Origin of the sequence: Aeromicrobium sp., from assembly GCF_014378035.1 — a bacterium.
Taxonomy (GTDB): domain Bacteria; phylum Actinomycetota; class Actinomycetes; order Propionibacteriales; family Nocardioidaceae; genus Aeromicrobium.
This window is the reverse complement of sequence record NZ_JACMOM010000325.1, coordinates 1-21,516: the sequence shown is the minus strand read 5'-3', so window position 1 is coordinate 21,516 and position 21,516 is coordinate 1. Positions and strand designations below refer to the sequence as shown.

The window sequence follows — 21,516 nt, the reverse complement described above, 5'->3', positions numbered from 1 at the left end:
ACCCTGCCGAGAGGAAGCGCCCGATGAGTGTCACCGCAGCGCGCGGATTCGCGGCTGCCGGCGTGGCAGCCGGGCTCAAGTCCACCGGCGCACCCGACGTGGCGATCGTGGTGAACCACGGACCGTCGACGGCGGCCGCCGCGGTCTTCACGAGCAACCGCTGCAAGGCCAACCCCGTCATCTGGAGCGAGGAGGCCATCAAGGGCGGCTCAGCCGTCGCGGTGGTGCTCAACTCCGGTGGCGCCAACTGCTACACCGGCCCGGAGGGGTTCGCCATCACCCATCGGACCGCCGAGACCGTGGCCGAGAGGCTCGCTGTCGGGGCGATCGACATCCAGGTGTGCTCGACGGGGCTGATTGGTCTGCTCAATGACCAAGAGACGCTGCTGTCGGGCGTGCGGGACGCGCTCGACGGGCTCGCCCCGGACGGGGGCGACGCCGCCGCCAGGGCCATCATGACGACCGACTCCGTGCCCAAGCAGGCCGTCGCCCACGGAGCTGGCTTCACGGTGGGAGGCATGGCGAAGGGCGCGGGAATGCTCGCGCCGGCCCTCGCCACGATGCTCGTCGTCATCACGACCGATGCCGACATCGATGCTGCGACGGCCGACACGGCCCTGCGCACGGCAACCGCACAAACCTTCGACCGCCTCGACTCCGACGGGTGCCAGTCCACCAACGACACCGTCCTGCTGATGGCGAGCGGCGCATCCGGAAGCGCGCCCGACTCCGAGGAGTTCGCCGACACCCTCACGGTTGTGTGCCGCGACCTCGCGCTGCAGCTTCTTGCTGATGCCGAGGGCTCCGACCACGAGATCGCGATCGACGTCGTCAATGCGGCGAGTGTCGACGACGCACTCGAGGTCGGCCGGTCGGTGGCGCGCAGCAACCTGTTCAAGTGCGCGATCTTCGGTAAAGACCCCAACTGGGGCCGCATCCTCGCTTCGGTGGGCACGACGAAGGCCGCCTTCGACCCGGGCGACCTCGACGTCGCACTCAACGGGGTCTGGGTGTGCCGCAACAGTGGCCCGTCGGAGTCTCCCGACGGCATCGACCTCGACCCCCGCGCGGTCACAGTGACGATCGACCTCAAGTCCGGCCACGAGTCGGGCACCATCTGGACCAACGACCTCACGCAGGCGTACGTCCACGAGAACTCGGCGTACTCCTCATGACCGACAACCAGACTCCCGACAACCAGACACCCGGCCTCGACGAGTGGCATCCCGCCGACTGGAAGAAGGCGACGGACAAGGCCGCCACGCTCGCGAAGGCCCTGCCGTGGCTCAAGAAGTATCACGGCAAGATCGTGGTGGTGAAGTACGGCGGGAACGCCATGACCAACGAGGTCCTCAAGCATGCCTTTGCCGAGGACATCGTCTTCCTGCGGCTCGCCGGTTTCAAACCGGTCGTCGTCCATGGCGGAGGTCCACAGATCAGCGCGATGCTCGACAAGCTGGGCATCGAGTCGGAGTTCCGTGGTGGCCTGCGGGTCACCACCCCGGAGACGATGGATGTCGTCCGCATGGTGCTCACGGGGCAGGTCGGCCGAGAGCTCGTCGGGCTGCTCAACCAGCACGGCGACCTTGCCGTCGGGATGTCGGGCGAGGACGGCGGACTGTTCACCGCCAGGAAGACGCTGCCGGTCATCGACGGCGTCGAGACTGACATTGGTCTGGTGGGCGAGGTTGTCGGGGTGCGCCCCGAAGCCGTGCAGGACCTCATCGACGCCGGTCGCATCCCAGTCGTGTCAACCGTCGCCCCCGATGCCGAGGGCCAGGTCCACAATGTCAACGCCGACACTGCGGCGGCGGCTCTGGCCGTCGCACTCGGAGCGGAGGAGCTGCTCGTGCTCACCGACGTCGAAGGCCTGTATGCCGACTGGCCGAACAGCTCCGACGTCATCGGCGAGATCAGCCCCGAGTCGCTCGCCGAGCTCATCCCCCACCTGTCGACCGGCATGATCCCCAAGATGACGGCCTGCCTGAATGCGGTGCAGGAGGGCGTCAAGCGCGCGACCGTGATCGACGGTCGTGAGCCGCACGCCGTGCTGCTCGAGATCTTCACTGACGAGGGTGTCGGCACGCAGGTCGTGCCCGGGGTGCCGACGCGCATCCGCACTGCTCTCTACTCCACGAGTGTCGGAAGGGAGACGCCATGACCGTCTCGAGCTGGACCACGCGCTACCAGGGCGCTGTGATGAACACCTTCGGCACACCGCAGGGAGTGCTCGTCCGTGGTGAGGGTGCGTACGTCTGGGACGCCGACGGCACCCGCTACCTCGACCTGCTCGGCGGCATAGCAGTCAATGCCCTCGGTCACGCACATCCGGCGATCATCGAGGCTGTCACGGCACAGCTCGCCACGCTCGGCCACGTGTCCAACTTCTTCGCCTCCGAGCCGCAGGTGGAGCTTGCCGAGAAGCTGCTCGCGCTCCTGGGTCACGACGGTCGGGTGTTCTTCACCAGCTCCGGTACCGAGGCCAACGAGGCCGCCTTCAAGGCGACCCGTCGCACCGGACGCACCCGCATCGTGGCCGCCGAGGGCTCGTTCCACGGACGCACGATGGGCGCGCTGGCGCTCACCTCGAAGGAGGCCTACCGGGCCCCGTTCGAACCGCTCCCCGGCGACGTCAGCTGGGTGCCCTACGGCGACGTCGAGGCGCTGGAGGCTGCGGTCGACGACACTGTCGCGGCCGTGCTGCTCGAACCCATCCAGGGCGAGGCCGGCGTCGTCGGGCCACCCGACGGCTATCTCCAGGCTGCCCGCGACATCACGACGAGGCACGGCGCGCTGCTGTGGATCGACGAGGTGCAGACGGGGATGGGGCGCACCGGGGCGTGGTTCGCCCACACCGAGTCCGGCGTCGTGCCTGACCTGATGACCCTCGCGAAGGGACTCGGGGGCGGCATCCCGATCGGCGCATGCGTGGCGACAGGCGACGCCGCGACACTTCTCGAGCCCGGAAACCACGGCACGACGTTCGGCGGCAACCCGGTGGCAACCGCTGCGGGGCTGGCCGTCATCGCCACGATCGAGTCCGACGGGCTGCTCGGCAGCGTTCTCGAGGTCGGCGACGTGTTCCGCGCTGGTCTGGCCGATCATCCGTTGGTCGTCGACGTCACGGGGCGTGGGCTGCTGGTGGGCATCGTCCTCGACCGCCCTGTCGCCGCCGAGGTGCAGAAGGCGGCGCTCGCGGCAGGACTGATCCTCAACAACGCCACTCCCGAACGTCTCCGCCTCGCACCGCCGTTGATCCTCACCGTGGAGCAGGCCTCGGACGCGGTGCGCACCATCAGGCGACTGCTCGACGAGGTGCCGGCGTGAGGCACTTCTTGCGCGACGACGATCTGAGCCCCACCGAACAGGCGGAGGTGCTGGCACTCGCCGTCGAGATCAAGGCCGATCCGTACGCCCGCAAGCCGCTCGCGGGCCCACAGACCGTCGCGGTGATGTTCGACAAGGCCTCGACCCGCACCCGGGTGTCCTTCAGTGTCGGCATCGCCGACCTCGGAGGCAACCCGCTCATCCTCGATGCCGCCACGACGCAGAGCGGTGGGGGCGAGTCGATCGCCGACACCGCGCGGGTGCTGGGTGGCATGACCAGCGCGATCGACTGGCGCACCTACGCGCGGGCGGGCCTGGAGGAGATGGCCGCCCACGCCGGTGTACCGGTCGTCAACGCGCTCAGCGACGACTTCCACCCGTGCCAGATCCTGGCCGACTGGCAGACCGTCATCGAGAGCAAGGGACAGCTGGCCGGTCTGACCGTCGCCTACGTCGGTGACGGCGCCAACAACATGGGCCACTCCTACCTGCTCGGTGGGGCGACCGCCGGCATGCACGTCCGGGTCGGTGCCCCAGCGGGTTTCCAACCCGATCTGACGGTCGTCACCGACGCCGAGGCGATCGCGAAGGAGACCGGCGGGTCGATCACCGTGACCGACGACCCGGCGGCCGCGATCCTCGGTGCCGACGTCGTCATCACCGACACCTGGATCTCGATGGGCCAGGAGAGTGAGAAGGACGCCCGGCTCGCACTGTTCGGCGACTACGCCATCACGTCCGAGCGGCTGGCCAACGCCGCTCCCGACGCGATCGTCCTGCACTGCCTCCCCGCGTACCGCGGTGTCGAGATCACCTCGGAGGTGCTCGATGGCCCCCAGAGCAGGGTCTGGGACGAGGCGGGCAACCGCCTCCACGCGCAGAAGGCGCTGCTCGTGTGGCTCTTGGAACGGGCATGATGACGATCCCCGCCACCAAGTCGGCCCGTCAGCAGCTGATAGTCGATCTGCTCGGCCAGCACCTCGTACGTTCCCAGGGCAACCTGGCCGAGCTGCTCGAGTCCCGGGGCGTCCACGCCACGGCGTCGACACTGTCGCGCGACCTCGTCGAGCTCGACGCCGTACGGATCCGTCACCCAGACGGCGGCCTCGTCTACGCCGTGCCCGCCGAGGGAGGCGACCGCACGCCCCGTCCGGGTGCCGACAGCGTCGCAGCTCAGTCGAGGCTTGCCCGGCTCTGCCGCGAGCTGTTGGTGACGGCCGAGTCCTCAGCCAACCTGGTGGTCCTCCGCACGCCGCCTGGCGCCGCCCAGTACTTCGCCTCGGCACTCGACCACTCCCCGCAGCACGACCTGATCGGCACGATCGCGGGCGACGACACGCTGCTGCTGGTCTGCCGGGACGCCGACGGCGGCGCAGGAGTCGCGCAACGCCTCACCGACCTCGCGGCGTCGGTGTCCACCTCCAAGGAGCCCCAGTGAACGATCACCCCGACGGCACGTCCCTGTGGGGAGGCCGGTTCGAGTCCGGACCCTCGCCCGAGCTTGTCGCCCTGTCCCGGTCGACCCACTTCGACTGGCGGCTCGCGCCGTACGACCTGGCCGGTTCGAGGGCGCACGCGTTCGTGCTGCAGGCCGCCGGTCTCCTCAGCCGCGACGACCTGACGGCGCTCATCTCGGGTATCGACGCGCTCGCCGCCGACGTCGAGTCGGGCGAGTTCATCGCCCAGCCCGGTGACGAGGACGTTCACACCGCACTCGAGCGGGGCCTGCTCGAAGGCCTCGGGGCTGAGCTGGGTGGACGTCTCAGAGCGGGCCGTTCGCGCAACGACCAGGTGGCGACGCTGTTCAAGATGTACCTCCGCGATCACGCCGCTTCCGTCGGCGTGCTGGTCCGCGGGCTCGTCGGGGCGCTGGCCGTCCAGGCTGATGCCCACATGGGCGCGCCGATGCCCGGGCGCACACACCTGCAGCACGCTCAGCCGGTGCTGTTGTCGCACCACCTCCTCGCCCATGCGTGGCCGCTCGTGCGTGACCTCGACCGACTCGCCGACTGGGACGCACGGGTGGCCGCAGACTCGCCGTACGGCTCGGGCGCTCTCGCCGGCTCGTCGCTCGGCCTCGACCCCCAGAAGGTCGCCTCCGACCTCGGATTCAGCGGCTCCACCCCCAACTCGATCGACGGCACGGCCTCGCGTGACTTCGTGGCCGAGTTCGCGTTCGTCATGGCCCAGATCGGGGTTGACCTCTCACGGTTCGCCGAGGAGATCATCCTGTGGAACACCAAGGAGTTCGGCTTCGTCACGCTGCACGACGGCTACTCGACGGGGTCGAGCATCATGCCGCAGAAGAAGAATCCCGACATCGCCGAGCTGGCCCGAGGCAAGTCCGGTCGGCTCATCGGCAACCTCACCGGACTGCTGGCGACGCTGAAGGCGCTGCCGCTGGCGTACAACCGGGACCTGCAGGAGGACAAGGAGCCGGTGTTCGACTCGATCGACACTCTCGAGGTCCTGCTGCCGGCATTCACCGGCATGGTGGCCACCCTCACCTTCAACACCGAGCGCATGGCGGCACTCGCGCCCCAGGGGTTCGCCCTGGCCACCGACATCGCCGAGTGGCTGGTCAGGCAGGGTGTCCCGTTCCGCGACGCGCACGAGATCTCCGGCGCCTGCGTGCAGGCGTGCGAGCAGCGGGGCATCGAGCTCTGGGACCTCAGTGACGACGACTTCGCCGCCATCTCCCCGGCGCTCACGCCGGCCGTGCGCGAGGTGCTGACGGTCGAGGGCTCGCTTGCGTCCCGCGACTCACGCGGCGGCACCGCTCCGGTGCGTGTGGCCGAGCAGCTCGCCGAGCTTCGCGCACGACTCGCAGGTTGACCGCCTGACATGGACGACGTCGCCGCCCGCGCGCGGTCGCTCCTCGGGCGCATGTTCCACGGCCATGGCGTGACACTGCTGATCACCGAGGTCGAGGCCTACGGGGGAGTGGACGACCCTGCGTCGCACGCGTTCACCCGTACGCCTCGCTCCGAGATCATGTATGGCGACCCGTGGCACCTGTACGTCTATCGGTCCTACGGCATGCACGTGTGCGCCAACGTCGTGACGGGCCCCACCGATCGGGCCGCGGCAGTGCTGATCCGCGCCGGGAAGATCGTCGAGGGAGTCGAGCTTGCGCGCGAGCGGCGCGGGACCGCCCCCAAGGACGTGGCGCTTGCGCGTGGCCCGGGCAACCTTGCCAAGTCGCTGGGTCTGACGCTAGCCGACCTCGGCGCTCCTCTGCTCGTGCCCGGCGGCGTCTTCCTCGGCGCTCCGCCCGTCGAGGTTCCCGCCGTCAGCGCCGGTCCCCGGGTCGGGGTCTCCCGGGCGGCTGACGTGGCGTGGCGGTTCTGGATCACGGGTGATCGCACGGTCTCGGCGTACCGTCGGAGCCCACGGGCCTGATCCTGCTGACCGCGATCAGGCTTTTTGACCGACCGCCGGTCGCGAGTCACGAAGGAGACCTCGATGGAAACTGCTCCGATCACGTCATGGACCTTGCAGAACGAGATACCGATCCCCGAGGACGTGACTCCGCTGCTCGTCGCCGGAGAAGATGCCGTGGCGGCATTCAAGACCTTCCGCGACAGCGCAGTCTTCACGACAAAACGCCTGATCGTGAGGGATGCGCAAGGACTGACGGGCAAGAAGGTCGAGATCTATTCGCTGCCGTACTCGAACATCAACATGTGGTCCTCGGAGAACGCAGGCAAGCTCGACTGGAACTCTGAGATCGAGCTGTGGACCCGAGCTGGGCACATCAAGATCAAGTTGAGCAAGGGTGCAGACGTACGCCGGCTGGACGGCCTGATCGCGTGGGCGGTTCTGAACAGCCACTAGCCGGACAACGGCGTCCCCGACGAGCTGAGCTCACGTCGCGAGCGTGTTGATGAGGGGTGGTGGGATCACGTCACCCCAGGGTTCGTGCGGTACAGCCGTTCGGGACGTCCGGCACTGCCGTAGTTCAGTCGTACGACCGCCTGGCCTCGGTCGACGAAGTACTCCAGGTAGCGGCGTGCGCTCACCCGTGACAGGCCCACCCGTTCGCCGCACTCGGCCGCGGAGAGCTCGCCTGCGGTGGCCAGTGCTGCTGCCACGAGGTCGGCCGACTCCGGGCTGAGACCCTTGGGAAGGACCAGCGCGGCCGACGGTGGTGCGCCGAACGCGCGGTCGATCGACGCCTGGTCGGTGTCACCGCGCTCGAGCATCGTCAGTGCCTCGCGCACGCGACGGAGCCGCCCTTCGAGGTCGGCGTACTCGAACGGTTTCACGAGGTACTGCATGGCTCCACCGTGAAGTGCAGACCGGACGACGTCGGCATCACGCTCGGCCGTGACCATCACGACCCCGGCAATGTTGCCCGAGGCGCGCAGTCGCCGCAGGACCTCGAGGCCGCTGATGTCAGGCAGGTGCACATCGAGCAGCAACAGGTCCGGAGACAGCTCCTCGGCCAGCTGCAGGGCCTCGTCACCGGTGCGTGCCGTGCCCACGACGTGGAAGCCCACGGTCTTCTCCACGAAGCGGGCGTGGATGCCGGCCACCATGAAGTCGTCGTCGACGACAAGCACCCCGATGATCTCAGGTCCGCTCATCCGAGCCTCCCGGGCGACGGTGACGACGATGACGGCCGGACAGGAAGTTGCACCCGGAAGGTCGCGCCGCCCTCGCGTCCGAGCGTGACCTGTCCGCCCCGTTGGCTGCAGATCAGCTGCACGAGTGGCAGCCCGATACCGCGCCCACCGAGCACGTCCGGCTTGGTGGAGAATCCGCGGACGAAGATCGCCTCCCGCAGCTCATCGGCCACACCGGGCCCGTTGTCGTGCACCTCGAGCACGATCAGCGTGCTGGTCGATGTGATGTCGACGTGGACCGATGGCAGGTCCTCGCCCTTGCACGCGTCGATCGCGTTGTCGACGAGGTTGCCCACGATCGCCGTGAGGTCTCCCGACGTGGGTCCGTCCAGGGTCGGCAGCCGTGAGTCGGGGGAGAGGGTCAGCTCGACGCCGGCCTCGGCCGCGACGCTGGACTTCGCCACGAGGAGCGCGGCAACGGCCGGGTCGCTGATGCGCCGGGTCACCCCGTCGATGATCTCTGCCCGACGTCGGGTCAGGGCGCCGATGAGAGTCGTCACCTCGTCATACTCCCTGAGCTGAACGAGACCGGAGATGGTGTGCAGCTGATTGGCGAACTCGTGGGTCTGGGCGCGCAACGTGTCGGTGATCGTCAGGTTCGAGCTGAGCTGGCTCTGCATGGAGACGAGCTCGGTGCGGTCGCGCATGGTCGTGACCGTACCGATGCCCTGGCCGCGGCTCGAGGCCGAGCGCTGGTTGAACACGAGCACCCGGGTGCCGACCAGGACGACCGCGTCCTGGCTGTCGTCGACCATCGTCAGCAGAGAGGCCACTTGTGGGTCGAGCGGGAGCTCGGCCACCCGGCGCCCAACCACGTCGCGCCCGAGACCCAACAGGTCCCGTGCGCTGTCATTGACCATTGTCACGCGATCGTCGGTGTCGACGGCGATGACGCCCTCGCGGATGCTGTGCAGGAGGGCTTCGCGGTGATCGGCGAGAGTGGCGATCTCGTGCGGCTCGAGCCCTCGTGTCCGTCGTTTGATCAGGCGTGAGAGCAGTAGCGAACCCGCGATGCCCAGCAATGCACCCACGCCCAGGAAGAGGGCCAGATCCGGTGCGGCATTGGTGAGCCGCTGCCACGTCGACGGATAACGCTCCTGCGCGATCGACAGGCCGACGAGCGTGCCGTCGTCGGCGATGATCGGCGCATGACCGGCCACGGCGAGGTGCCCGTCGTCATCCACGTCGCCCGTCCACCCGCGGCCCTCCCGCACGCGGCTGTCGCCGAGCGCGACGCGCGAGCCGACAAGGTTGGGGTCAGACGACGAGAGCACGACCCCGTCCGTGTCGGCGATGCTCACCTCCGAGGCGCCCGACAGGGCCAGCGCGCGGTCGATCGACGGTGCGAGACGTCGACGGGGATCATCACCATCGACCTCGGCACGGACGACCGAGATGTTGGCGAGGTACTCCGACACCGAACGCATCTGCGACCCGCGGTCGCTCGCGAAGGTCGAGGTCGACTGCCGCACCGAGATGTCACCGACGATCGCCAGCACGAGGGCGACCACGACAAGCTGGAGGACGAGGAACTGTCCTGCCAATGTCAGCCGTTGCCGGCGCGGTGACCACAAAGACCACAACCTCCTTTGATTCCGCAATAGTGACGCACGCCACGGGCCCGGGCGATGATCGGGGTCGACCACAGGAGGTTGCCATGTCGTCCACCAAGGGCGTCCACCGGACGAACATCGGCGTCGTGCTCGTCATGATCACCGCACTCGTCTTGGCAGGATGCGGCGTGACCCGCGGAGCCGAAGGCGCCGATAACCGTCGTCTGCGGATGATGATCCCCAACAGCCCGGGCGGGGGCTACGACCTCACCGGCCGGGCTGCGGCGCACGTGCTCGAGGACGACGGGCTCACCGGCCGGTTCGAGATCACCAACGTCACCGGGGCGAGCGGCACCGTGGCGATGCAGCGACTGCTCAACGAGCGCGGAGCCGACGACCTCGTGATGGCCATGGGCCTCGGCGTGGTCGGCGCTGTCTACACCAACGAGTCGAAGGCTCGAGTCTCGCGGGCGACACCCATTGCTCGGCTGATCGAGGACCAGGAGGCGCTCATCGTCCCGAAGGACTCGCGATTCACCACGGTCGACGATCTCGTGAAGGCGTGGAAGGCCGACCCGTCGAGCGTCACCGTCGGAGGCGGATCCTCGCCCGGTGGGCCTGACCACCTCTTCCCGATGCAGCTCGCGAAGACCATCGGCATCGACCCCAAGGACGTCAAGTACATCGCCTACGACGGTGGTGGCCCGCTCACGACGGCCCTGCTCGGCAGCAAGATCGACGTGGGCACCTCCGGCCCGTCCGAGTTCGAGGGTCAGATCGCCGACGGCACGCTGCGGGTGCTCGCGGTCTCGGGCAAGCAGCGGCTCCCCAATGTCGACGCACCCACCCTGATGGAGTCCGGCGTCGACATGTCGTTCGTCAACTGGCGCGGCATCCTCGCGCCACCCGGTATCTCGGCCGAGACGAGGGCCGACCTCACTGAGCTGTTCACCACGATGCACGGCACGAAGGCCTGGAAGGCCGCCGTGAAGCGCAATGGGTGGATCGACTCGTTCGCCACCGGCGACGAGTTCGCCACCTTCCTCAAGGAGCAGGACGCCCGGGTCGAGACGACCCTCAAGGAGCTGGGACTGACATGACCACGACACAGCACGAGATCGACCACGAGGAGACGATCGGCGACCCGGGTGGCACGCACCTCGTCGACTCGGCCCAGTACGGCCTCGCGGCGTTCCTCGCCATCGCCGGAGCTTACGTCCTCTACGACGCGACCACCCTGCGCAACGGGTTCGCCGACCAGCCGGTCCAGCCCCACACCCTTTCGTATGTCGTCGGTGCCGGCCTGGTCATCCTCGGCGCGCTCCTCGCCGTTGCCACGGCCCGCGGAGACGTTGCGCAGGCTGAGGACGGTGAGGACATCGACCTCACGCACGGCAGCGACTGGGCCACTGTCGTCAAGCTGGTCGTGGTCTTCGCGCTCAACATCGTCCTGATCGACTGGCTCGGCTGGGCCGTCACCGGGGCGCTGCTGTTCGTCGGCACCGCCCACGTCCTCGGCAGCCGGACCATCGTCCGCAACCTGGCCATCGGCGTCGTCCTCTCGACCAGCACCTGGTACGGCTTCTACTCCGGTCTCGGACTACCGATACCGGCCGGAATCCTTGACGGGGTGCTCTGAGATGGGATCCTTCGACCTCCTGATGCAGGGCTTTGAGAACGCCGTGACACCGACCAACCTCCTGTACGCGTGCCTCGGCGTGCTGCTGGGTACGGCCGTCGGCGTCCTGCCCGGCATCGGCCCGGCGATGACGCTGGCGCTGCTGCTCCCGATCACCTACAGCGTTCCGCCCGCCAGCGCGCTCATCATGTTCGCCGGCATCTACTACGGCGGCATGTACGGCGGGTCGACGACGTCGATCCTCCTGAACACGCCGGGGGAGTCCTCGTCGGTGGTCACCGCGATCGAGGGCAACAAGATGGCCAAGGCTGGGCGGGCCGCGCAGGCGCTCGCCACGGCCGCCATCGGTTCGTTCGTCGCCGGCACGATCGGCACGGTGCTGCTGGTGCTGTTCGCCCCGACCGTCGCCAGTCAGGTCGTCAAGCTCGGAGCGCCGTCCTACTTTGCGATCATGCTGCTCGCGCTGCTGGCCGTCACCGCAGTGCTCGGGAGCTCGCGCCTCCGCGGATTCATCGCGCTGTTCCTGGGCCTGATGATCGGGTTGATCGGTACGCAGACAGGCCAGCCGAGGCTGACGTTCGGTAGCCCCCTGCTGGCAGACGGCATCGATGTCGTGGTGGTCGCCGTCGCGATCTTCGCCATCGGAGAGGCCCTGTGGGTCGCGGCCCACCTGCGACGTCGTCCGCTGGAGATCATCCCGGTCGGCCAGCCGTGGATGAGTCGCGACGACTGGGGTCGCTCGTGGAAGCCGTGGCCCCGGGGCACCGCGTTCGGCTTCCCGTTCGGTGCGCTGCCGGCCGGCGGTGCAGAGCTGCCGACGTTCCTGTCCTACGTCACGGAGCGCAGGCTGTCCAAGACGCCCGAGGAGTTCGGCCACGGCGCGATCGAGGGCGTCGCCGGCCCGGAAGCCGCCAACAACGCCTCGGCGGCCGGCACGCTGGTTCCCCTGCTCGCGATAGGCCTGCCGACCACGGCCACGGCGGCGGTCATGCTGCTGGCCTTCCAGAGCTATGGCATCCAGACCGGCCCCGAGCTCTTCGACACCGAACCGTTGCTGGTGTGGACGCTGCTGGCGAGCCTGTTCATCGGCAACACCCTGCTGCTCGTGCTCAACCTGCCGCTTGCGCCCCTGTGGGCGAAGCTGCTGCAGACGCCCCGGCCGTACCTCTACGCCGGAATTCTGTTCTTCGCCTCCCTTGGCGCCTACAGCGTCAACTTCCAGTCGTTCGATCTGCTGATCCTGCTGATCATCGGCGTCCTGGGCCTGACGATGCGCCGGTTCGGACTTCCGGTGCTGCCGCTGATCATCGGGGTGATACTCGGCCCCAGGCTGGAGGCGCAGCTCACCGAGGCGCTCGCGATCTCCTCCGGCCAGGTCAGCACGCTGTGGAGCGAGCCGGTCGCCGTGCTCATCTACGCCATCATCCTCGGAGCCCTGGCGTACGTCGTGGCCAAGGGGCTGCGCAAGCCTGCACCGTCCGACGAGAAGAAGATCGAGGTCAACAGATGAGTGTCATCGTCGCCTACGCCCCCGACGTGTACGGGCGGTCGGCCCTCAGCCACGGCGCCGCGGAGGCGTCTCGGCGGGGAGAGAAGCTCATCGTCATCAACGACACCAAGGGCGATGCCTATGTCGACGCGCGGCTCGCCCACGAGGCCGAGATCGACGCGCTGCGCACACAGCTCGCGCGGCTCGATGTCGAGTCCGAGGTGCGCCAGGACATGGTCCGAGACATCGCCGAAGCAGTGCTGCAGGTCAGCGAAGAAGTCGCTGCGAGCCTGATCGTCGTGGGCATCCGTCCTCGAAGCCCTGTCGGCAAGCTGCTGCTGGGCAGCGTCGCCCAGCGGACCATCCTCGACGCGACGTGCCCAGTGCTGGCCGTCAAGCCCGAGGGGACCAACGTCGAGGACTGACCGGCGGGTGGCGGTTCACCAGGTGTTCACCGAGTACGGCGACAATGACGCTGTGCACGGATCAGACGCCCTCGCCGTCGGCGCAGCGGCCGACTCGGTCCTGCGGCGCTCGCCGATGGCCGCACCCGAGCGGACCCTTGTCGACATCCTGCGCGCGACGGTCACTGAGGTCCCCGATGCCGCGGCCCTCGACAACGGTGCGATCGTCCTGACCTACCAGGAGTTCAGTGAGGCGGCGGAGTCGCTCGCAGAGGTCCTGCACGAGCAGGGAATAGGGGTGGGCGACCGGGTCGGCGTCCGCATCGACTCGGGCACGGCAGAGCTCTACATCGCGATCATGGCAGTGCTGGTCGCGGGCGCAGCCTACGTCCCGGTCGACGTCGACGACCCCGACTCCCGGGCGGCGATGGTGTTCGATGAGGCCGAGGTGGCGGCTGTCATCGGCAACGGTCTCGTCGCCGCGCCGCGCCGCGCCGCACGTCCCCCGGTCGAGGGGAGGGCGCCCGGCCCGGACGACGACGCCTGGATCATCTTCACCTCCGGCTCGACCGGCACACCCAAGGGCGTCGCGGTCTCCCACCGTTCTGCCGCCGCTTTCGTCGATGCCGAGGCCGTGTTGTTCGTGCCCGATCGCCCTCTCGGCCCCGGTGACCGGGTCATGGCGGGGTTGTCAGTCGCTTTTGATGCGTCGTGCGAGGAGATGTGGCTCGCCTGGCGGCACGGAGCGTGCCTGGTCCCCGCGCCGAGGTCGCTGGTCAGGAGCGGCACCGACCTCGGCCCGTGGATGGTGGCCAACGACGTCACGGTGGTCTCCACGGTGCCCACGCTCGTCGCCCTGTGGCCGCCCGGCGCTCTTGACGGGGTCCGGCTGCTGATCCTCGGCGGGGAGGCATGCCCCCCGCAGATCGGAGCCCGGCTGGCGACCGACGGACGGGAGGTCTGGAACACGTACGGACCCACCGAGGCGACGGTCGTGGCCTGCGCAGCGCGGCTGTCTGCCGACCCTCCCGTGCGCATCGGGCTCCCCCTCGATGGTTGGGACCTCGCGGTCGTGGGCCCCGACGGGCAGCAGGTCGCGCCGGGGGAGTCCGGTGAGCTGATCATCGGCGGCGTGGGGCTGGCTCGCTACCTCGACCCGGTCAAGGACGCCGAGAAGTATGCGCCGATGCCCACGCTCGGCTGGGATCGTGCCTACCGCAGCGGCGACCAGGTGACGTTCCATGTGGAGGGTCTGGTCTTCAACGGCCGCGCCGACGAGCAGATCAAGCTGGGCGGCCGCCGCATCGAGCTCGGCGAGATCGACAGCGCGCTGCTCGGCCTGCCGGGTGTGGCCGCGGCGGCCGCCACCATCCGCGTCACCGGTGCCGGCAACCGCATCCTGGTCGGCTACATCGCCGCCGACGAATCGTTCGACCTGCACGCGTCGATGGCTCACCTGCGAGCCTCGATGCCCGCTGCGCTGGTCCCGCGGATCGCGCAGCTCGAGAGCCTCCCGACCCGCACGTCGGGCAAGATCGACCGTGACGCACTCCCGTGGCCCCTGGCGAGTGTCGCGTCGTCAGACCTCTCAGCAACGCTGGACGGAACAGGGGGCTGGCTGCAGGAGCTGTGGCTCGAGATCCTCGGAGCGGTCGTCGCCGGACCTGATGACGACTTCTTCACTCTCGGCGGAGGCAGCCTGACCGCCGCCCAGCTGGTCGGCCGTCTCCGCGACAGGTTCATCGAGGTGACGGTCGCCGACATCTATGAGCACCCCACCATCGGGGACCTCGCCGTCGGCCTCGACGGCATGGCGGTCACCTCCGGACGACGCAACGACGCGGTACAGCCCGTGCCTCTGCGCACCCAGCTCGGCCAGCTCGCGTGCCTTCTCCCGCTCCGCACCATCAGCGGTCTGCGCTGGCTCACCTGGATCGCGATCGGCAACCACGCCGCCACGTCCCTGCTGTCCTGGACATGGTTGCCACCGTCGCCGTCGTGGGCATGGCTCGCCCTGGGGTGGCTCCTTCTCGTAGCCCCACCGGGTCGCATCCTGCTGGCCGCGCTCGCCGCACGGTTGCTGCTGCGCGGGGTCGTGCCCGGTGAGTATCCGCGCGGCGGAAAGGTCCACCTGCGGCTGTGGCTGGCTGAGCGGGTGGCCGACGAGCTGCGGGCCGGGTCACTCTCCGGCGCGGCCCTGCTAGGTGTCTACGCCCGCGCCCTCGGTGCCCAGGTCGGACGTGATGTCGACCTCCACTCCGTCCCGCCGATCACCGGGATGCTGTCGCTGGGCGACGGTTCGTCGGTCGAGCCGGAGGTCGACCTTGCAGGCCACTGGCTCGACGGCGACATCCTGCACATCGGCAGCGTGCACGTCGGCCGAGATGTTCGCATCGGCGTTCGTAGCATGCTGGGCGGCGGTGCTGACATCGGCGATGGTGCCGAGATCGGGCCCGGTGCGGCGGTGTTCGGCCCGGTCCCGGCAGGGGAGTACTGGTCCGGAGCTCCGGCGAAGCACAGTGGACCGGCCCGCGGCCCGCTCGGCGGCTCACGACCGCGCCGTTATGCGCGCTGGGTCGTGGCGTACGCCGCCATGGCAAGTCTTGTCTCGGCCCTGCCCCTGCTCGCGGTTGCCATCGGAGCGTCGGCGGTGATCTTCCTGGTCAGCCCGGCAGAAGATCTACGGGGCGCTACCGTCAGGCTCCTCCTCGCGGCGCCGCTCGCAGCGCTGGCCGGACATGTGTCGCTGGCGCTGTTGATCATCGCGCTCGTGCGGGTGCAGTCGATCGGTCTGCGAAGCGGGACCCATCCGGTCCACGGCCTGCGCGCCTGGCAGGCGTGGTCGATCCTTCGCATCATGGACGAGGCTCGGACCTGGCTGTTCCCGCTCTACTCGAGCGCGCTGACGCCCGCCTGGCTGCGAGCGCTGGGGGCCCGCATCGGCAAGGACGTCGAGGCGTCCACGGTGCTGATGCTGCCACCGCTGACGTCGGTCAACGACGGAGCCTTCCTCGCGGACGACACGATGCTCGGGATGTACGAGCTCGGCGGTGGTTGGCTCCGCATCGAGCAGGTCAAGATCGGCCGGCACGCCTTCGTCGGCAACTCCGGCATGACGGCGCCGGGCCGCAAGGTGCCCAAGCGCGGGTTGGTCGCCGTGCTGTCGGCCGCGCCCAGCCGTACGAAGGCCAAGCCCGGGACCTCCTGGCTCGGTAGCCCTCCGCAACGGTTGCGCCGCACGTCGGACGCGGGCGACGTCACCCGCACGCACGAGCCCCCCCGGCGCCTGCGCGTTGCCCGCGTGATCGTCGAGGCGTGCCGGGCGATTGCCCTCGTCCTGTCGGTCGTGCTGGCACTCGGAGCGGTGGTGGGCATGCTGAGCGTTGCCGACCGGTATGGGTGGCTCGTCGCAGCGCTCACGTCGGGCCTTGCGCTGATGGCCGTCGGGATGGTGGCCGCAGTCGTCGCGACTGCCGCCAAGTGGCTCCTCGTCGGGCGAGTGCGCCCGGGTGAGCACCCGCTCTGGAGCTCATTCGTCTGGCGAAGCGAGCTCGCTGACACCTTCGTGGAGGTTCTGGCCGCGCCCTGGTTCGCTCGCTGCACGACGGGGACCGCTGCCCTCAACGTCTGGTTGCGCTCCATCGGCGCCCAGATCGGTCGGGGAGTGTGGTGCGAGACCTACTGGCTTCCCGAGCCGGATCTCATCCGCCTCCACGACGGCGCGACGGTCAATCGGGGTTGCGTGGTGCAGACGCACCTGTTCCATGATCGGATGCTCAGCATGGACACGGTCATCTTGCAGGCGGGTGCGACCCTCGGTCCCCACAGCGTCATCCTCCCCGCTGCCCGTCTGGGCAACCACGCGACTATCGGTCCGGTGTCCTTGGTGATGCGGGGTGAGTCAGTGCCCGACAAGACGCGGTGGCTGGGCAACCCCATCGGGCCGTGGACCGAGGACGACGACCTCGTCGGTGTGCGATGACTGCAGCTGCCGGGCCCGACACGTCCAACGAGCGGTATGTCCCGGGCCACGGAGACCTGGCCTACGACGTGATCTCCTACGAGCTCGACCTGACGTACGTGCTCGAGGGCAACCGACTGTCGGGCAAGGCCACGATCGTTGTCGAGGCGCGCGAGCACCTGGAGCGGGTCGAGCTCGACCTCTTCGGCCTGCGGGTCTCCAAGATCACCGTCGACCGGGCCCAGCCCGCCAAGCACTCCCGGCGCGACGACAAGCTCCTCATCCGGTTCCGCACGGTCCTGCGCGAGGGTGAGCGGTGCACGATCGTCGTGACCTACGCCGGTTCGCCCCGGCCGATGCCCGGCCTCGACGGGGACGCCGGCTGGGAAGAGCTCGAGGACGGGGTGATCGTCGCCTCTCAGCCGCACGGGGCCCCCTCGTGGTTCCCCTGCAACGACCGCCCGTCCAACAAGGCCATCTATCGCATCCAGCTCTCTGTCCCGTCGGACTACACCGTGGTGGCCAACGGCGTGCTCACGAGCCGCCGTCGTCGGGCCGGCACCACGACGTGGGTCTTCGAGGAGGCGGCGCCCATGGCGACCTACCTCGCGACGGTCCAGGTGGGTCGCTACATCACGACGACCGACGAGACGTCCGGGGTCGCGGTCAACGCGGTGCACCCCCCGGGCGACTCCGGCCGGTGCTCCAGGGCGTTCGGGCGCCAGACCGAGATGATGTCGTTGTTCATCTCCAGATTCGGGCCCTACCCCTTCGCCGAGTACACCGCGGTCATCACGGCCGACGAGCTGGAGATCCCGCTCGAGGCGCAAGGAGTGTCGATCTTCGGGTCCAACTTCCTCACCGAGGAGTGGGAGGCCCAACGACTCATCGCGCACGAGATGTCCCACCAGTGGTTCGGCAACAGCTTGACGCTCAGCCACTGGCGCGACATCTGGTTGCACGAGGGCTTCGCCTGCTATGCCGAGTGGCTGTGGTCGGAGGCGTCCGGCGGCGACACTGCGCAGCAGCAGGCTGAGGAGCACTGGAAGAAGCTCTCCGACCTTCCGCAGGACATGGTGCTCGCCGATCCGGGTCCCGATCTCCTGTTCGACGACCGGGTCTACAAGCGCGGTGCCCTCGCGCTGCACGCCCTGCGGCTCACGGTCGGCGACGGGATGTTCTTCACCGTCCTCCAGGAGTGGACGGCCAAGCACGCGCACGGCTCGGTGACGACAGACCAGTTCGTCGACCTCGTCGACCAGCACAGCAGCACGTCCACCGACGAGCTCTTCCGCTCGTGGCTCGACGAGCTCACCCTGCCGCCGTTGCCGACCCCGTGACGACGATCTCGGGTCTTTCACCGATCAGCACCGTGAGAGCCGCGGAGTAGCCCTCAGGCATCGCGAGGTCGAACATCTGTGCTGGACCGGTCATCTCCTCGCCCGCTGGCCAGATGAGCAGTTCAGGTCGGCGGTCCGGGGCGCTGACCCTGATCGAGCGGGGGTCGATCGTCAGGCCGTGGCCGGTCGCCTTGAGCACCGACTCCTTGCGCACCCACATGCGGGTCGGGTCGTCACACGGTCGCTCCTCGTCGTGGAGGACGACGTCAGCGTGATGGTGAAAGTCAGCCGCGCCAGCAGCCTCGATGTCGACGCCCACAGGCCCCGCATTCGTCGCGGCGACCAGCACCAGGCCGCCCGCGCGACTCAGGCTGACGTGCGTCGTGGCCGTCGAGCCGTCACCCATCATTACCTGCGGCTTGCCGTGCGCATCGCTCCCACACCGCCGGCACACCCGCGCGATGCGGAACCCGACGCCTGCCGAGAACCCGCCCGTGAGCTTGTCGATGACGCCGCTCATCATCTCGAGCCCGGTACGACGGGGGTCCTCGGGCATCCACGCCACGATGAGTTGAGACACGGCGCGAAATCTATCCGAGGTCGGCACTGGTCGCAGTAGTTCTCCTGTGCTTCGAGCCGTGAAGACGATACCCTTATGTCATGACAATTGCCGTCGCATATCGCCCCGACGAGTTCGGCCAGGCCGCTCTCGACTGGGCCGCCTCAGAGGCTCGCGCCCGGAACGACTCGCTGCTCATCATCAACGTCAGCAGAGCCGAACCCCGGCTCGACACGGGGCACGCCCGTGGCACCCATGTGCAGGCCATCACCGAGGCGCTCGACGCCGACAACGTGGGGTACGAGGTCAGACAGGTCGTCGGCGAGAACATTTCCGAGACAGTCCTGTTCGAGGCCGAGCAGGCAGGTGCCTCGCTGATAGCGATCGGCGTGCGCCCCCGCAGCCCGGTCGGCAAGGTCCTGCTCGGCAGCGTCGCGCAGTCGATCCTGCTCGACTCCACCATCCCGGTTGTTGCCGTCAAGCCCTGAGTTTCTCGAGCCTGAGTCCGTCGAGCCTGAGTCCGCCAGGCCCTGAGTTCGGCGCGCTAAAGTCGCGGTGCATCTTTCCCTGGCACCGGACAAGGACTCACCGTGACCCACGTACTCGACGATCTCGAGGCGAGAGGGCTCGTCGCGCACACGACGGACCGCGCCGCCCTCCGCGCAGAGCTGTCGGCGGGGGCGATCACCTACTACGTGGGGTTCGACCCCACGGCCGCCAGCCTGCACATCGGCAACCTGCTGCAGATCCTCACGGCTCGCCGCCTTCAGCTCGCGGGGCACAGACCGCTGCTCCTGGTGGGTGGCTCCACGGGGTTGATCGGCGACCCCAAGGAGGCGGGCGAGCGGATCATGAACGCCAAGGAGACCGTCGGCGAGTGGGTCGACAACATCCGCGAGCAGGTGTCACGGTTCGTTGACTTCGACGGAGACAACGCCGCCGTCCTCGTCAACAACCTCGACTGGACGGCTGACCTCAGCGCAATCGACTTCCTGCGCGACATCGGCAAGCACTTCCCGGTCAACCGGATGTTGGCCCGCGACGTCGTGAGCAGCCGGCTCGAGTCCGGCATCAGCTACACCGAGTTCAGCTACGTCCTCCTGCAGTCGCTGGACTACCTCGAGCTGCATCGGCGCCACGGATGCGTGCTCCAGACCGGGGGGAGCGATCAGTGGGGCAACATCACGGCGGGGGTCGAGCTGGTGCGCCGTGCAGACGGTGCCAAGGTCCACGCCTTGGCGACCCCACTCATCACGAAGGCCGACGGCACCAAGTTCGGCAAGACGGAGTCGGGCACGGTGTGGCTCGATCCCGGGCTCACGAGTCCGTACGCGTTCTACCAGTCGTGGATCCAGGCCGAGGACGCGAAGGTGGGGGAGTACCTCCGTCAGTTCACCTTCCTCGACGTGGAGGAGATCGCCAGCATCGAGGCCGACCACATCGAGACGCCGGGGCTTCGGGCTGCCCAGCGACGGCTCGCCTCAGAGGTGACGACGATCGTGCACGGCGCCGAGGAGGCTGGGGCAGCAGAGCTCGCCTCCGGCGCGTTGTTCGGACGGGGGGAGCTGGCTGACCTGCCGGAGTCGACGCTCGCTGCCGCACTGCGTGAGGCCGGCGCAGTCGACCTCCTGGCAGCAGACCGTCCCACCGTCGTCGACGCGTTGGTGGCATCAGGTCTGGCGGACAGCAGATCGGCTGCCCGACGTGCCGTCGCCGACGGGGGCGCCTACCTCAACAACGAACGTGTGTCAGACCCCGAGCTGGAGCTGGCCGCTGGGACGTTGCTGCACGGTCGGTGGGCGGTTCTGCGCAAGGGAAAACGTTCGATCTCGGGCGTGTCGGTGTCCTGATCCCCGTCATTTCAGGGGCTCGGAATCGTGTGACGGGCGCCACACGGACGCGATTTGACGAGCGTGGATCTTGTCCGTAATGTTCTTCTTGTTGCACAGCACGGCGGAGCGAAAGGCCGAAAGGCAGGTCGCTCGGGCTAGCAGCCAGCTCAACCGAAACGGTTAACGGCACGGCACCTCTGGTGCCTGGAGACGGACCGCGGGACAACACGAGCTGAACATGGCGACCAACCCGGGTTTGACCGGTGAAAACGAGCCGTGTAAGTTGGACGAGCAGCCCCGAGGTGCCGGCCGAAAGGTCCTAGCCAAGGTGAGCGTCTGATCCTTGAGAACTCAACAGTGTGCCAAAAGTCGACGAGATTAATTAGTAATACCCCGTCGAGACCAATCGGAGAGCTTCGGCTCGCCGAGAAGATCGATGGAATCAATTCCGACAATTTATTTGTCAGCAAATAGTTTGTCAGAGTCGAACTGAAGTTGCAGTCTGCAGACCTCGGTCTGTGCACTTTCAATGGAGAGTTTGATCCTGGCTCAGGACGAACGCTGGCGGCGTGCTTAACACATGCAAGTCGAGCGGTAAGGCTCCTTCGGGAGTACACGAGCGGCGAACGGGTGAGTAACACGTGAGCAATCTGCCCTTCTCTTTGGAATAACCATTGGAAACGATGGCTAATGCCGAATACGACTTCGGACTGCATGGTCTGAAGTGGAAAGCTCCGGCGGAGAAGGATGAGCTCGCGGCCTATCAGCTTGTTGGTGAGGTAAT

General features: G+C 68.2%; 19 protein-coding genes and 1 rRNA gene. 17 read left to right on the top strand and 3 right to left on the bottom strand.

Annotation, left to right across the window (positions count from 1 at the left end; genetic code table 11):
• Positions 1 to 23: 23 nt before the first annotated feature.
• The 8 genes from argJ (at position 24) to H7290_RS17265 (ending at position 7,164) form a co-directional block, all read left to right on the top strand.
• On the top strand, positions 24 to 1,175 hold the full coding sequence (argJ, locus tag H7290_RS17300; RefSeq protein ID WP_290515266.1) for a bifunctional glutamate N-acetyltransferase/amino-acid acetyltransferase ArgJ: 1,152 nt from the start codon (positions 24 to 26) through the stop codon (positions 1,173 to 1,175).
• Positions 1,172 to 2,161 (top strand): acetylglutamate kinase, encoded by a 990-nt coding sequence (gene argB / locus H7290_RS17295; RefSeq protein WP_290515265.1) that lies wholly within the window; start codon positions 1,172 to 1,174, stop codon positions 2,159 to 2,161. Before argJ ends, argB begins: the two co-directional genes overlap by 4 nt.
• Positions 2,158 to 3,327 (top strand): acetylornithine transaminase, encoded by a 1,170-nt coding sequence (locus tag H7290_RS17290; protein ID WP_290515264.1) that lies wholly within the window; start codon positions 2,158 to 2,160, stop codon positions 3,325 to 3,327. Before argB ends, H7290_RS17290 begins: the two co-directional genes overlap by 4 nt.
• Positions 3,324 to 4,244, top strand: a complete 921-nt coding sequence (gene argF / locus H7290_RS17285) for an ornithine carbamoyltransferase (RefSeq protein ID WP_290515263.1) — start codon at positions 3,324 to 3,326, stop codon at positions 4,242 to 4,244. The genes H7290_RS17290 and argF overlap by 4 nt, the downstream gene beginning before the upstream one ends.
• Positions 4,241 to 4,765 (top strand): arginine repressor, encoded by a 525-nt coding sequence (locus tag H7290_RS17280; RefSeq protein ID WP_366927647.1) that lies wholly within the window; start codon positions 4,241 to 4,243, stop codon positions 4,763 to 4,765. The genes argF and H7290_RS17280 overlap by 4 nt, the downstream gene beginning before the upstream one ends.
• The gene (gene argH, locus H7290_RS17275; protein WP_290515262.1) at positions 4,762 to 6,162 is read left to right on the top strand and encodes an argininosuccinate lyase; all 1,401 of its coding nucleotides are present in this window, start codon (positions 4,762 to 4,764) and stop codon (positions 6,160 to 6,162) included. The genes H7290_RS17280 and argH overlap by 4 nt, the downstream gene beginning before the upstream one ends.
• Before the next feature lie 9 nt (positions 6,163 to 6,171).
• Complete coding sequence (locus H7290_RS17270; RefSeq protein WP_290515261.1) at positions 6,172 to 6,729, top strand: DNA-3-methyladenine glycosylase; 558 nt, start codon at positions 6,172 to 6,174, stop codon at positions 6,727 to 6,729.
• A 63-nt stretch (positions 6,730 to 6,792) separates the two neighbouring features.
• Positions 6,793 to 7,164 (top strand): PH domain-containing protein, encoded by a 372-nt coding sequence (locus H7290_RS17265; protein ID WP_290515260.1) that lies wholly within the window; start codon positions 6,793 to 6,795, stop codon positions 7,162 to 7,164.
• 65 nt (positions 7,165 to 7,229) lie between these two features.
• Here H7290_RS17265 and H7290_RS17260 read toward each other — a convergent pair whose 3' ends face one another.
• Positions 7,230 to 7,916 carry a response regulator gene (locus H7290_RS17260; RefSeq protein WP_290515259.1) on the bottom strand — a complete coding sequence of 229 codons (687 nt, stop codon included), beginning with the start codon at positions 7,914 to 7,916 and terminating at the stop codon, positions 7,230 to 7,232.
• On the bottom strand, positions 7,913 to 9,529 hold the full coding sequence (locus H7290_RS17255; protein ID WP_290515258.1) for an ATP-binding protein: 1,617 nt from the start codon (positions 9,527 to 9,529) through the stop codon (positions 7,913 to 7,915). Before H7290_RS17255 ends, H7290_RS17260 begins: the two co-directional genes overlap by 4 nt.
• An 83-nt stretch (positions 9,530 to 9,612) precedes the next feature.
• Between H7290_RS17255 and H7290_RS17250 the strand changes: the two genes are divergently transcribed.
• Genes H7290_RS17250 through H7290_RS17225 form a run of 6 tightly spaced genes read left to right on the top strand, consistent with a single transcriptional unit; the run spans position 9,613 to position 18,341 of the window.
• Entirely contained in the window at positions 9,613 to 10,608 is a 996-nt protein-coding gene (locus H7290_RS17250) for a tripartite tricarboxylate transporter substrate-binding protein (protein ID WP_290515257.1), read from the top strand.
• Positions 10,605 to 11,147: a tripartite tricarboxylate transporter TctB family protein gene (locus tag H7290_RS17245; protein ID WP_290515256.1), complete on the top strand. Its 543-nt coding sequence runs from the start codon at positions 10,605 to 10,607 to the stop codon at positions 11,145 to 11,147. The genes H7290_RS17250 and H7290_RS17245 overlap by 4 nt, the downstream gene beginning before the upstream one ends.
• A 1-nt stretch (position 11,148) precedes the next feature.
• Complete coding sequence (locus H7290_RS17240; RefSeq protein ID WP_290515255.1) at positions 11,149 to 12,657, top strand: tripartite tricarboxylate transporter permease; 1,509 nt, start codon at positions 11,149 to 11,151, stop codon at positions 12,655 to 12,657.
• Complete coding sequence (locus H7290_RS17235) at positions 12,654 to 13,061, top strand: universal stress protein (RefSeq protein WP_290515254.1); 408 nt, start codon at positions 12,654 to 12,656, stop codon at positions 13,059 to 13,061. Before H7290_RS17240 ends, H7290_RS17235 begins: the two co-directional genes overlap by 4 nt.
• Positions 13,062 to 13,068: 7 nt before the next feature.
• On the top strand, positions 13,069 to 17,022 hold the full coding sequence (locus H7290_RS17230) for a Pls/PosA family non-ribosomal peptide synthetase (RefSeq protein ID WP_290515253.1): 3,954 nt from the start codon (positions 13,069 to 13,071) through the stop codon (positions 17,020 to 17,022).
• A complete protein-coding gene (locus H7290_RS17225) occupies positions 17,019 to 18,341 on the top strand; it encodes a M1 family metallopeptidase (protein WP_290515252.1) in 1,323 nt (440 codons plus the stop codon). Before H7290_RS17230 ends, H7290_RS17225 begins: the two co-directional genes overlap by 4 nt.
• Here the strand turns inward: H7290_RS17225 and H7290_RS17220 are convergent.
• Positions 18,313 to 18,921 carry a 4'-phosphopantetheinyl transferase superfamily protein gene (locus tag H7290_RS17220; RefSeq protein ID WP_290515251.1) on the bottom strand — a complete coding sequence of 203 codons (609 nt, stop codon included), beginning with the start codon at positions 18,919 to 18,921 and terminating at the stop codon, positions 18,313 to 18,315. The genes H7290_RS17225 and H7290_RS17220 overlap by 29 nt on opposite strands.
• 80 nt (positions 18,922 to 19,001) lie before the next feature.
• On the opposite strand from H7290_RS17220, the gene H7290_RS17215 reads away from it, so the two are divergent.
• The 3 genes from H7290_RS17215 to H7290_RS17205 form a co-directional block, all read left to right on the top strand.
• Complete coding sequence (locus H7290_RS17215; protein WP_290515250.1) at positions 19,002 to 19,388, top strand: universal stress protein; 387 nt, start codon at positions 19,002 to 19,004, stop codon at positions 19,386 to 19,388.
• Positions 19,389 to 19,490: 102 nt separating this feature from the next.
• Positions 19,491 to 20,750, top strand: coding sequence for a tyrosine--tRNA ligase (tyrS, locus tag H7290_RS17210; protein ID WP_290515249.1), 1,260 nt, complete (start codon positions 19,491 to 19,493; stop codon positions 20,748 to 20,750).
• Positions 20,751 to 21,258: 508 nt separating this feature from the next.
• A 16S ribosomal RNA gene (locus H7290_RS17205) occupies positions 21,259 to 21,516 on the top strand; the annotation flags it as partial.